Genomic DNA, 12519 nt, shown 5'->3' on the forward strand with positions numbered 1-12519 from the left:
TCGGAGGGGGAAACGTGACCGACCCGGCATACATCAAGGATCCCGAGAACTTCCACTCGGACCAGTGGGACCACGCGAGGATTGCGAGCGCCGTCGCCGGCATGGACGTCGAACACCTGAGTGGCATCGCGAGAGCCTGGACCGAACTGGGGACGACGGCCCACGACGCGATCGTCGAGTTCAGCGACGCGATCAAGAAGACGATCAGCGAGAGCTGGCAGGGGGCTGCCGCGTCGGTGGCCTACAGCGAGACCGAGCGGTACTCGACCTCCGCACCGCAGGCACAGGATCAACTTCACGGAGTGGCGGCCGCGCTGACCCCGCTGGCGGAGACGGTCGCGTCGCTGCGGTCGCAGGTTCCCGAAACCATCGGCACCGGATTGTGGGACAAGCTGACGCCCTGGGACACGGACACCGAGGACGAGTACTACCGCCGCGACGGCGAAGCGCGCGAGAAGATGGCCACGATCTTCAACCCGGGACTCGCGACCTCGGACGGCAACGTCCCGTCGTTCACGAAACCGGAGAGCATCGTCGATGTGCCTTCGGGTCCGTCCGCGCCCGGCGTCGACTCCAGCGGCGCCCCGACCTCGAGCGATCGGTTCGGGGGACCGAGCTCCGGGCAGCCGAGTTCCGTCCCCGCGCCCGATAGCGCGGCTCCGGACAGCGACGCCTCCGCCGCGCCCGGTACTCCCGCAGCGGACGGCGCGGAGCAGAATGCGGCCACCGCGCCGTCGTCGGCCCCCGGACCGGCGGCGACGGCGCCCGCCTCGGTGACGGGTGATCAGGCACAGAGCCGGTCGGCGATGCCGCAGGGAACCGATTCGACTTCGGGTGCCGGCTCACGATCCGCGGGTGCGGGTGGAGGTGCCGGAGCGAGCGGATTCGGACTCGGCGGGCCGGGCAACGCCGGCGGCGCCGGAAGTCGGATGGGCGTCGGAGCCCGGTCGGGCTCGGTACCCGGGGCCGCGGGTGCTGCTGCCGGTGGTCGCGTGGGTGCCGGGATGCGGGGCACCGGCCCGATGGGCGGCGGAATGATGGGCGGTGCCCCGGGGGCTGCCAGGGGCGGCGGCGAGGACAAGGAACACAAGACGCCCGACTACCTGATCACCCTCGACAACGGCAACGAGCTGATCGGCACACTGCCCCTCGTCTCGCCGCCGGTGATCGGTGCATGAGCATGCGTAATTGGCGGCTGCGTCCCGAACTGTTCGACGCGCTGTGGGCCGGCACCGGGCAGGACCGCATCCCGTACCCCTTCCGGATCGTGAGCGCACACCCCGGGCTCAACGCCTATGTGGCCGAGCAGAACCGGGTACGAGAAACCTTCGCAGGTGCCGAGCACGACGACGTGAGGTCGGCGTTGGCAGTGCTCGCCGAGCCCGAAGTGTATGTGGAGATCTCCGGTACCACCGCGGACGACACACCGATCCGCATCATCGGTGCGCAGCACCGGCAATGGGTTGTGATCGCCTCACAACTCCCCGGCCGGGCACCGCAGATCGGCGGAGACGTGGTGATCGGCGCCGGGCACGCCGGACGACTGGGCGCGCAACTGATCGGTGTCATCCCGCAGAACGCCGCCGGCAGGCGCCGGTTCCAGCGACGGGACGAGGAGGAGTTCGGCTTCTCCCAGGGAATCCTGCAAGAGGTCAATCGGGCGGCTCCTGTCCCGCGACTCGAAAACGCCGTGCAGAAGGGATACGCGGGTCGCGGCAAGATCCGAGTATTCCGCGGCCCGCGCTACGGCACCGGCCGCGACGTCGGCGTCATGAGTTGGATCGACATCGCCGGAGACGGTCGCTACGTGATCGGCCCGCACGATCCCGCCGCCGCGCACCCGGCAGGCCCCGACCAGCTCGTAGCCTCACTCGACACCCTGATCAGGGTCGGTGCTACTCCTCGCGCAGGGTCGGTCGGCGGCCGCGGTTGGTAGATTGCCACGCGCCGGCGATTGCACAGGTGGGGACACGGCACGACACACGGAGGGGACACGAACATGGCGGGGCCAGAAGCACCGGAAGCCGGTTGGAAGGCATTCACCGAGAACGTCGTCGGGGGAGGCAGGCTCGAACTCGACCCGGACGGGATAGAGCAGTGCATCAAGCTGTGCCAGGAGCACGCGGAGGATATGCGTGAATTGGCCAGACGCGCGCGAAACGACCTTCGAGCTCTGGACCTCGGTATCGGCGAAAAAGACATCGAATCAGCGAAGGACCTTGCTCGAAAATTTGACGAGAAGGCAATTGGCGGCAGCGAAACCATCGATTCCGGCAATACCGCGGTGGGGTTGTTTCTCGCTCATGAGGCCTACGCACTCGATATGAAGTCGATGTTCGAGGCGACACTCACGCGGTACCAAGAGCAAGATTCAGCGCTTGCCGGAGACTTGAATCAGTCAGGACAGCAACTGTGATCCATCACCGCAAATGTGTCGGCTCCGTGGCAATTCTCGCCGCAGTCTTAACGCTCAGCGCCTGCAATCAATCAGTCGAGGGTCAGGCGGGCCAGCAACCGAAACCTGAGATCACGTTCCATCCCTGCGACGGACTCCCGCCCGATGCTATCCGCGCTGTCGGTCTCGATGTGCGGCCGCCGGAACGCGATGACACCGACGTCCCAAGCGCCCGCGGCTGTGGGTATTTGTCGAACAATCCAAACTACGGCATCACGATCGCCGCGCGTGCCGAGACGTTTGAAGACATCGAGTCGAGCGACCGATTCAACGTCCTGAGAGAGACACAGATCGGCGGGCGGAGTGCGCTGGTGTCGGATTTTCGTGGGGGTAGTGCGTGCACGGTGTCGGTGGCGATCGAGCCGGGGATTCTCGAGTTCATGATCGGCTATAGCGAGCTGGAGGAGTTCACCACCGTCGAGGCGGCGTGTGATCAGGCGACGAAGGTGGCGACGTCGCTGGCGCCGTATTTCCCCGACCACCTGTAGGCGGCTCAGTGTGTGTGAGCGTGCGAGTGGGCGAGGCGTCCGGCGTTTTTGCGTCGTGAGGAGCCGCTGAGTCTGCAGATGAGGTAGATGATGAACGAGATCGTGGTGACGAAGCTGGACACGGGGACGCCGGGTGCGAGGGACAGCAGGATGCCGCCGACGGCGGCGAGTTCGGCGAACACGATGGACAGGATGGTCGCCTTGAGGGGGCTGGCGGTGACGTAGGCGGCGGCTGCGGCAGGGGTGATGAGCAGTGCCATGACGAGCAGAGCCCCGACGATCTGCACGCCGAGGGCGGCGGTGATGCCGACGAGGACGGCGAACACGATGGACAGCGCGCGCACCGGGACGCCGCGGGCCTCGGCGACGTCGGGGTCGGTGCTCGCGAAGAGGAGGGGGCGGTAAATCAGGCCGAGGACCCCGATGACCAGGACGGCGCAGAGCAGCAGCAACTGCAGCCCGCTGTCTCCGGGGGCGACGATCTGCCCGATCAGCAGCGAGAAACTGGTGCCGGTGCGGCCTTGATACGACCAGATGAACAGCACCGACAGACCGAGCCCGAACGCCATGATCACGCCGATCACGGAGTCACGGTCGCGGGCCTTCGCGCCGAGGAGTCCGAAGAGGACGGCCGCGACCACGGAACCGGCGATGGCACCGGCCCCGACGCTGACGCCGATGAGCAGGGCAGCGGATGCGCCGGTCAGGGACAGCTCGCTCGTGCCGTGCACGGCGAACGACATCTGCCTGCTCACGATCAGCGGTCCGATGGCGCCCGCGAGGAGGCCGAGGATGGCGCCCGCGATCAACGCCTGCTGCACGAAGTCGTATTGCAGGAGGTCGACGGTGGCGGGGACGTCGAACATGCGTGACATGGCGTCGGTGAATTTGTTGCTCATGCGTGTCCCTCGTCCGTGTGGTGCACGCCCTCGCCGGGGCGGAGGCCGCCCGCGCTGCCGAGTGCGTCGATGGCGTCGCCGGTGCCGATGACGACGAGGCGGCCGCGTACGTGCAGCACCTCGACGTCGGTGCGGTACAGCTCGGACAGCACCTCCGACGTCATGACCTCTTCCGGTGTGCCGATGCGGAACTGGCCGTCGACGAGGTACAGCACGCGGTCGACGAGCGGAAGGATCGGGTTGATCTCGTGGGTGACGAAGAGGACGGCGGTGTCGTGGGTGCGGCGCCGCCGGTCGATGAGGCCGGACACGAGGTTCTGGTTGGCCAGGTCGAGGCTGAGCAGCGGTTCGTCGCACAGCAGGATCTGCGGGTTGCCGACGAGGGCCTGCGCGATCCGCAGTCGCTGCTGCTCGCCGCCGGACATGGAACCGATCGGTGCGTCCGCGTAGTGCTGGGCGCCGACTTCGGCGATCGCCGCGTCGACGATGGCCCGGCGACGGCCGCGCCGGAGAAGACCAGTTCCCCACTGGTGGCCGTCGACGCCGAGCCCGACGAGGTCGCGGCCGCGGAGCGGCAACCCGTCGTCGAGCGACTTCTGCTGGGGGATGTACCCGACGTGCGAATTGCCTTTCCGCGCCGGGGTTCCGGCGATGCGCGCGGTGCCGGAGCTGAGGGCGAGCTGGCCGAGCAGCACCTTGAGCAGCGACGTCTTGCCCGACCCGTTGGGTCCGAGGACGGCGACGAATTCGCCGGGTTCCACGGTGAGGTCGAGGTCCTGCCAGAGTGTGCGTTCGCCGAAGGACAGCCGCGCCCCCGTCAGTTCCAGCGCGGGGACGCGACCGTTGCCGGCGTTCTTCGAAGTGGGTTCAGTCACAAGCCGATCAGTTCTATTGCAGAGCCGCGGCAAGCGACTCGGCGGTATTGGTCTGCCACTGAATGTAGTCCAGGCCTTCGGGCAGGGTTTCGGTCACCTCGACGACGGGAATGCCCGCCGACTCGGCCGTGGCGCGCACGTCCTGGGTGACCCGGTCCTGGGTCTGCACGTTGTAGACGAGGGCCTGCACCTGCTTGCCGGTGAGCAGTTGCCGCGTCGCGGCGATGGCGGCGGGTGCGGGATCGTTGCCGTTCTCGATGGCGCTGGTGAAGTCGGGCGGGGTGACGTCCTTCAGACCCGCGGACTGGAGCAGGTAGTAGGCGATCGGTTCGGTCTGCGCGACGGGCGCGCCCGGATGCGCTGCGGCGATGCCGTCGGTGATCGCGGAGATCTGCTCGAGCCGGCCGTGGAAGGTGGCGGCGTTGGCCTTGTACGCGTCGGCGTTGTCGGGGTCGAGCTGTCCGAGTTTGTCGGCGATGGACTGCGCGGTGGCGTCGACGGTGTCGACGTCGAACCAGACGTGTTCATTGACGTCGCCGTGGTCGTGGTCGTGGCCCTCGTGGGAGTCGCCTTCGCCGGAGTGCTCTTCTTCGTTCGCGTGCGCGCCGCCCTCGAGGAGGTCGAACGCGTTGACCGTGAGCTGGTCGCTGTTGCCGGTGCCGATGATGTCGTCGACGAAGTGGTCGTACCCGCCGCCGTTGTAGACGATCAGCGACGCGTCGGTGAGCTTCGCGGCGTCGGTCGGGGTCGCCTCGAAGGAGTGCGGGTCGGAAGACGGCTCGGTGATGATCGAGGTGACGTCGACTTTGTCGCCGGCGACGGCCTGGGCGACGCTGCCCCAGACGTTCGTCGACGCGACGACGGTCAGCGTGCCGTCGCCGGTGGTGTCGGAGCCGCACGCGGTGAGGGTGACGGCCGCGGCGAACGACAGCCCGACGGCCGCCGAGGCGGCACGAAAACCTGGGAAAGCGCGCACAGAAAACTCCTGACAGAAGACGAACACTAAACGCTATTGGAAACCGTTACCGTTGCACTTTAGCGGATCGGTCCTGGTAGTGCACTTTCGGTGCAGCCCCGACGAGCCAGAAGCCGGGCCAGGTACTAACGTCCCCCTATGCCCAGGTCTCGACAGCCACGTCGCCAAGCCACGCTGGCGTCGCTCGCGGCCGAGCTCAATATTTCGCGAACGACCGTCTCCAACGCCTACAACCGGCCGGATCAACTCTCCGCGGAACTCCGCGACCGGGTGCTGCAGGCGGCGAAGCGCCGCGGCTATCCCGGCCCCGACCCGGTGGCCCGATCCCTGCGCACCCGTAAGGCCGGCGCCGTCGGACTGCTGCTCACCGAGGCCCTCAGCTATTCCTTCCGCGACCCCGCCGCGATGAGCTTTCTGTCCGGACTGGCCGAGTCGTGCGAGGCGGCCGGGCAGGGGCTGCTCCTGATTCCCGCGGGGCCGGGACGCGAGGAGGCCGACGCCGCTGCGGTCGTGCAGCAGGCGGGTGTCGACGGATTCGTCGTGTATTCGGTGGCGGACGACGACCCCTATCTCGCGGCGGTGTGCGAGCGGCACCTGCCGATGGTCGTGTGCGATCAGCCGCGGGAGATCCCGGGGGCGTCGCTCGTCGGGATCGACGACCGAGGTGCGATGCGCGGTCTCGCCGACTATCTGATCGGCCTCGGCCACCGCGACATCGGCGTGCTGAGTATGAGGCTGGGGCGCGACCGTTCGGACGGAGTCGCCGACGCCGAGCGTCTGCGGTCACCGAACTTCCACGTGCAGCGCGAACGCATCGAGGGGGTGCGCGACGCGATGGCGGACGCCGGCCTGGACCCTGCCACCCTCACCGTGATCGAACGCTTCGAGCACACCGCGAAGTCGGGGCATGCCGGGGCCGCGCAGGCACTCGGGGTGAATCCGCGGATCACCGCGCTCGTGTGCACCACCGACGTCCTTGCCCTGGGCGCCCTGGATTGGGCGCGCTGGCAGGGCATCGACGTGCCCGCACAGCTGTCGGTCACGGGGTTCGACGGCGTCGACGACGCCCTGCGCGAGGGTCTGACGACCGTCCGGCAACCGCAGGAGGAGAAGGGGCGCCGGGCGGGCGCCCTTCTCATGTCCCCGTCGCACTCCGGTGTCGCGACCGTCGAGATGCTCGAGACCGAACTGCTGCGCGGCACGACCGCCGGGCCGGCCAGACGCTGACCGGCCCGAGGCCCAGGGGCTCTAGGCCAGGAGCTGAGCGCAGCGCAGCAGCCCGAGGTGGCTGTACGCCTGGGGGTGGTTGCCCAGTGAGCGTTCGGCGACGGGGTCGTACTCCTCGCTGAGCAGCCCGGTCGGTCCGGCGGCGTCGACCAGCTGCGCGAACAACGCCTCCGCCTGCGACCGCTGACCGATCAGCAGGTACGCCTCGACGAGCCACGCCGCGCAGAGGTGGAAACCGCCCTCGGTCCCGGGCAGTCCGTCGTCGTGGTGGTACCGGTACACGGTCGACCCGCTGCGCAGTTCGGCCTCGGTGGCCGTGACGGTGGCCGCGAACCTCTCGTCCGACGGGTCGATCAGCCCGGAGAGTCCGATGAACAGGGTGGCGGCGTCGAGGTCGGTGCCGTCGTACGCGGCGGTGAAGGAGCGCACCTCGTCCTTCCAGCCCTTCTCGCGCACCTCGTCGGCGATCTTGTCGCGCAGCGGCGTCCAGCCGGGCTCGATGTCGCGGCCGAAGTGCTCGGCCAACGCGACCGCGCGGTCGATGGTGACCCAGCCCATCACCTTGGAGTACACGTGGTGACGCGGGTTGTCGCGGATTTCCCAGATGCCGTGGTCGGGTTCGAACCAGCGGCGTTCCACGGCCTCGACCATGGCGCAGACCAGTTCCCAGTCGCGGTCGTTGAGCGCGACCTCGGCGCCCTGCTTCTCGCGGGCGTGGGACAGGTCGTGGATGAGTTCGACGATGGGTCCGAACACGTCGAGCTGCACCTGCTGATTGGCCGCGTTGCCGATGCGGACCGGACGCGAGCCCGCGTATCCGGGCAGCGAATCGATGACGGCCTCGGGCGGCAGGCCGCCGCCGTGCAGCGTGTAGAGGGGGTGCAGGCGTTCGGGGCCGGGCAGCGTCTCGAGGACGTCGTGCACCCAGTCGAGGTAGCCCTCGGCCTCGCTGAGGGAACCGAGGCTGACGAGTGCGGACGCGGTGAGCGCGGCGTCGCGGAGCCAGCAGTAGCGGTAGTCCCAGTTACGGACGCCGCCGATTTCCTCGGGCAGGGAGGTGGTGGCGGCGGCCATGATCGCGCCGGAGTCGACGTGCACGAGACCGCGGAGGGTGAGCGCCGAACGCTTCATCAGGTCGGGTTTCAGGGTGGGCAGGGTGAGGCTCTTCGCCCAATCCGACCAGTACGACTCCGCGAGTGCGCGGCGCTCTTCCTCCGGAGTTTCCGAAGGTCCGATTTCCTCGGTGCCGCAACGTAATTCCAGCACGATGTCGCCGCCGGACGGGTCGACGACGGCGTGCGCGGTCTGCTGGTTGCCGTCCGAAGTCACGTTCCACTGGACGCCGGGGGAGCGCAGCACGATCGGCTCGTTGGTGCCGTGCACCCGCAGTCCCTCGCTGACCGCCTCCAGGATGACCTGGCCCTGCCCGAACTCGGGTCGCGGCGCGAACGTCACGACGGCGGCGGCCTTACCGCTGATCACCCGGGTCAGGTCGGTGCGGCCCTGGCGGACGTCGTGCGGCAGGTAGTCGGTGACGGCGAGGCTGGCCCACCGGGTCTGCACGGTCATCGTGCTGTCGATGTACCGCTGGCTCAGCGGCAGGGCGCTGCGGTGCGGGCCCACGCTGAAGTGGCCGGCCTCCGGTCCGCCGAGAAGGTGCGCGAACACGGACGCCGAGTCGGGTTCGGGGTGACACAGCCAGGTGAGGGTCGCGTCGGGGGTTACGAGGGCGACGGTCCGCGGGCTGGCGAGCATGGTGAGGCGCTCGATCGGCGGCGCGTGGGCCCCCGACAGCCAGGTGCGGCGCTCCTCGAGCAGGAACGCGAGGGCCGCGGCCACGTCCTCGGTGGTCGAGACCCGGTACTCGGCGAGACTCTCGCCCGGGCCGACCTTCACCCCCAGGTCGGGACCCTGGAGACGGGCGAACGCCTTCTCGTCGGTGACGTCGTCGCCGACGAACACCGCTGCCGTCGCACCGTCCTGGTGGCGGATCAGGTCGAGGGCATGGCCCTTGTCGGTGGCGACGACGGCCAGTTCGACGACGGACTTGCCCTCGGTGACCTGCACGCCCACCCGCTGCCCGGCGTCGGCACGCACCGCGGCCAGGGCCTGGGCGCCCTCCTCCGCATCGGCGTTGCGGACGTGGAGGGCGACGCTCGCAGGCTTCGCCTCGACGGACGTGCCGGGGTGCAGCTTCGAGATTCGGGTGAGTTCCTCGGTGATCTCGACGAGAAGCTTCTTGGCGTCGGCGTCGATCGCATGGATGAAGCCGATGTCGAATTCCGAGCCGTGGCTCCCGACCAGTTGAACCTCGGCGGGCAGCCGCGACAGCGCGGCGAGGTCTTTGAGGGCCCGGCCCGAGATCACGGCCGCCGTCGTGCCTGCGAGGCTGGCCAGCGCGCGGAGAGCGCGCACCGATTCGGCGTGGGGAAACGCCTTCTCGGGGTCGGAGACGATGGGGGCCATCGTGCCGTCGTAATCGGAAGCGACGAGCAGACGAGGGGTCCGTGCAACCCTCGACAGGGCACGACGAAGTTCGATGGGCAGATCGTGGGCGCTCACATGATCAAATCTAGGGGATGCGGCGGCTGTGAGCGCGTTGTCGGCGGGGGCTGTGCCCCGATCGGGTCCTACTCGGGTCTGCGGCTTCCGTCACCGAGCAGCAGTTCGACGGTGAGTTCGAGCCGATTCGCGACATCGGTCGCGGACGAGCGGCGTGTGAGCCAGGCCACCAGGTTCGACAACCACACGTCGGAGATGACGCGGGCGACGGCCAACTGGTCTTCGGTGGGCTCGGTGTCCGTCATCGCGCGGGCGAACAGACGGTCCATCAGCTTGCCCACCTGATCGACCTCGGCGGCCGCCGAGGCGTCGGCGAACATGAACGCGCGCGTCATGGCCTCGGTCAGCAGCGGGTCGCGCTGCATGGCCCGGGTGATCTGGCTGAGAATCAGCTGCATCCGCTCGAGCGGGTTCCGGCCCGGCGGGTTCTTTCCGCGCGAATCGATCCGCTCGAACTCGCGGGCGAGCGCCGACACCAGCAGGTGCACCTTGGACGGGAAATAGCGGTACAGCGTTCCCACGGCGACGTCGGCGCGTTCGGCGACGGCCCGCATCTGCACGGCCTCGTATCCGCCCTTGGACGCCAGGGCCAGGGTCGCGTCGAGGATCCGCTTGCGCCGTTCCTTCTGCGCGTTGGAACTGAGATCGTCCTCGCCCAGCGTCGCCGCAGCGACCGTCGTGGACCGTGATCGAGAGCTGGTCGTCATTACCTGTTTTCCTTCGCGCCTTGACTCATGGCCAGGTGTCATATTAGAACACGTTCTAGACGAATGTGTCATTCAGGAGAGGCGGATACCCGTTGTGACTATCGCCACCACCGAAGAACAGAGGGCTGCAGCGGGTGCGATCCAGGCGTGGGCGCGGTCGACGGATCCGCTGGTCACAGTACGGCAAGGACCAGCAGATTCGTGGCGCACGTCGTGGCCGTCCTTCTCCGCGCTCGGAATTTTCTCGGTCGCCGTGCCCGAAGAGGTCGGTGGATCGGGGGCGGAGATCGTCGATCTCGCCGCAATGCTGGAACAGGCCGCGACCGAACTCGTCCCGGGTCCTGTTCTCTCCACCGCACTGGCCGCTCTCGTCGTCGGTCGCAGCTCCGGCGCCGCCGCGAAACGGTGGTCCGAGGACCTCGCCGACGGCGCGATGCCGTGCGCGGTGGCTCTCGGCAGCAACTCCCCGGTGAACGCGACGCTCGGCGTCGACGGCGGGTTGACGATCACCGGCGACGCCGGCTTCGCGATCGGCAGCGACGCGGGAGTGTCGGTGCTGTTGCCGGCCGACGCGGGCGAGGGGGTCGTGTGGTGCCTGGTCGACGGCGACTCCGACGGCCTCGACATCACGGTTGCCGACACGATCGACAAGAGCCGACCCCTCGCGCGGGTGCGCTGCGACGGGGTGGCGGTCGCGGCCGACCGGGTGGTCACGGGCGTGCGGGACGGGCTCGTGACCGACCTCGCCGCGACGCTCGCCGCGGCGGAGGCGTCCGGGATCGCGAGCTGGTGCCTGCGAACGGCGGTGGAGTACGCCAAGATTCGCGAACAGTTCGGCACACCGATCGGATCGTTCCAGGCGATCAAGCATCTGTGCGCGGAGATGCTGTGCCGCGTCGAACAGTCCGGGGCGGCGGCGTGGGACGCGGCCGTGGCGGCGGAGCACGCCTGGGATGCGGACGGCGGCGAACTGCCGGTCGCAGCTGCGGTCGCGGCGGCGATCACGCTCGACGCCGCCGTGGAGACCGCCAAGGACTGCATCCAGGTGCTCGGCGGCATCGGCTTCACCTGGGAGCACGACGCCCACTTCTACCTGCGCCGGGCCACGTCGCTGCGGCAGCTGCTCGGCGGCTCGACGCGTTGGCGGGCGCGGGTCACGGAACTGACACGCGCGGGTGCCCGCAGGCATCTGTCGATCGACCTGTCCGGGCTCGACGAAGAACGGGCGCGGATCCGCGCCGAGATCGCCGAGCTGGTGGCGCGGCCCGAGTCGGAGCGACGCGCGGCCCTCGCGGACTCGGGCTACCTCGCCCCGCACTGGCCCGCACCCTACGGACGCGGCGCTCGTGCCGCCGAGCAGATCCTGATCGAGGAGGAACTGGCGGCGGTCGGGGTCGGCAGGCCCGACCTCGTGATCGGCTGGTGGGCGGTGCCGACCATCCTCGAGCACGGCAGCGCCGAGCAGATCGAGCGCTTCGCCACCCCGACGCTGCGCGGCGAGATCATCTGGTGCCAGTTGTTCAGCGAACCCGGCGCCGGCTCCGACCTCGCGGCGCTGCGCACGTCCGCGGAGCGGGTGGACGGCGGGTGGACGCTGAACGGTCAGAAGGTGTGGACGTCGCGGGCTCAGGAGGCGGACTGGGCGATCTGCCTCGCCCGCACCGACCGGGACGCGCCCAAGCACAAGGGCATCACCTACTTCCTCGTCGACATGACGAGCCCGGGCATCACCATCTCGCCGCTGCGCGAGATCACCGGCGACGCCCTGTTCAACGAGGTGTACCTCGAGGACGTGTTCGTGCCCGACGAGCTGGTGGTCGGGAATCTCGGCGACGGCTGGAAACTGGCCCGCACCACGCTGGCGAACGAGCGGGTCGCGATGGGCGGGGGCTCCTCGCTCGGTGCGGCGATGGAGGACCTGCTCGCGCTCGCGGGGGACGGCGACCCGGTGATCGACGACAGGCTCGGGCACCTCATCGGCAACGCGCTCGTCGGCTCCCAGCTCGAACTGCGCACCACCCTCCGGCAGCTGGACGGGCAGGATCCCGGACCTGAATCGAGCGTCCGCAAGCTCGTCGGTGTGCGGCAGCGGCAGGCCGTCGCGGAGTTCGCGATGGAACTCGGCGGCCCGGACGGCTGGGTGGAGGGTCCGCTGGCGCGGGAGTTCCTCAACACCCGCTGCCTGTCCATCGCGGGCGGAACGACGCAGATCCTGCTGACGGTCGCGGCCGAGCGGATCCTCGGGCTGCCCCGCGGCTGAGCCTGTCGCGATGGTCTTCCGCGGGGTCCGGGATGGTGATACAACTAGAACACGTTCTAAATTGAAAGTG

The 12519-nt window shown here is 68.9% G+C and carries 11 protein-coding genes; 6 read left to right on the top strand and 5 right to left on the bottom strand.

Annotation, left to right across the window (positions count from 1 at the left end; translation table 11 throughout):
* Window positions 1-14: 14 nt before the first annotated feature.
* From ROP_RS44860 to ROP_RS21830, 4 genes are all read left to right on the top strand, one after another.
* On the top strand, window positions 15-1178 hold the full coding sequence (locus ROP_RS44860) for a PPE domain-containing protein (protein ID WP_043826741.1): 1164 nt from the start codon (window positions 15-17) through the stop codon (window positions 1176-1178).
* Window positions 1175-1936 (top strand): ESX secretion-associated protein EspG, encoded by a 762-nt coding sequence (locus ROP_RS21820; RefSeq protein ID WP_012691574.1) that lies wholly within the window; start codon window positions 1175-1177, stop codon window positions 1934-1936. Before ROP_RS44860 ends, ROP_RS21820 begins: the two co-directional genes overlap by 4 nt.
* A gap of 63 nt (window positions 1937-1999) precedes the next feature.
* The gene (locus ROP_RS21825; protein ID WP_012691575.1) at window positions 2000-2416 is read left to right on the top strand and encodes a hypothetical protein; all 417 of its coding nucleotides are present in this window, start codon (window positions 2000-2002) and stop codon (window positions 2414-2416) included.
* The gene (locus ROP_RS21830) at window positions 2413-2943 is read left to right on the top strand and encodes a DUF3558 domain-containing protein (protein WP_012691576.1); all 531 of its coding nucleotides are present in this window, start codon (window positions 2413-2415) and stop codon (window positions 2941-2943) included. Before ROP_RS21825 ends, ROP_RS21830 begins: the two co-directional genes overlap by 4 nt.
* 5 nt (window positions 2944-2948) lie before the next feature.
* On the opposite strand, the gene ROP_RS21835 is transcribed toward ROP_RS21830, so the two are convergent.
* From ROP_RS21835 to ROP_RS21845, 3 genes are read right to left on the bottom strand one after another with little or no spacing between them, the layout of a single operon-like run.
* The gene (locus ROP_RS21835; RefSeq protein ID WP_012691577.1) at window positions 2949-3842 is read right to left on the bottom strand and encodes a metal ABC transporter permease; all 894 of its coding nucleotides are present in this window, start codon (window positions 3840-3842) and stop codon (window positions 2949-2951) included.
* Entirely contained in the window at window positions 3839-4717 is an 879-nt protein-coding gene (locus ROP_RS21840) for a metal ABC transporter ATP-binding protein (protein WP_012691578.1), read from the bottom strand. Before ROP_RS21840 ends, ROP_RS21835 begins: the two co-directional genes overlap by 4 nt.
* Before the next feature lie 13 nt (window positions 4718-4730).
* Window positions 4731-5693 carry a metal ABC transporter solute-binding protein, Zn/Mn family gene (locus tag ROP_RS21845; RefSeq protein ID WP_043825122.1) on the bottom strand — a complete coding sequence of 321 codons (963 nt, stop codon included), beginning with the start codon at window positions 5691-5693 and terminating at the stop codon, window positions 4731-4733.
* A 138-nt stretch (window positions 5694-5831) separates the two neighbouring features.
* Here ROP_RS21845 and ROP_RS21850 point away from each other — a divergent pair, with 138 nt between their 5' ends.
* Window positions 5832-6920 (top strand): LacI family DNA-binding transcriptional regulator, encoded by a 1089-nt coding sequence (locus tag ROP_RS21850; protein ID WP_012691580.1) that lies wholly within the window; start codon window positions 5832-5834, stop codon window positions 6918-6920.
* 21 nt (window positions 6921-6941) lie between these two features.
* On the opposite strand, the gene otsB is transcribed toward ROP_RS21850, so the two are convergent.
* Window positions 6942-9482: a trehalose-phosphatase gene (gene otsB / locus ROP_RS21855; RefSeq protein WP_012691581.1), complete on the bottom strand. Its 2541-nt coding sequence runs from the start codon at window positions 9480-9482 to the stop codon at window positions 6942-6944.
* A gap of 68 nt (window positions 9483-9550) precedes the next feature.
* The gene (gene kstR, locus ROP_RS21860) at window positions 9551-10189 is read right to left on the bottom strand and encodes a cholesterol catabolism transcriptional regulator KstR (protein WP_005566090.1); all 639 of its coding nucleotides are present in this window, start codon (window positions 10187-10189) and stop codon (window positions 9551-9553) included.
* Between the two features lie 94 nt (window positions 10190-10283).
* On the opposite strand from kstR, the gene ROP_RS21865 reads away from it, so the two are divergent.
* Window positions 10284-12449 (top strand): acyl-CoA dehydrogenase, encoded by a 2166-nt coding sequence (locus tag ROP_RS21865; RefSeq protein WP_012691582.1) that lies wholly within the window; start codon window positions 10284-10286, stop codon window positions 12447-12449.
* Window positions 12450-12519 lie beyond the last annotated feature (70 nt).

This window comes from Rhodococcus opacus B4, assembly GCF_000010805.1.
GTDB classification, from domain to species: domain Bacteria; phylum Actinomycetota; class Actinomycetes; order Mycobacteriales; family Mycobacteriaceae; genus Rhodococcus_F; species Rhodococcus_F opacus_C.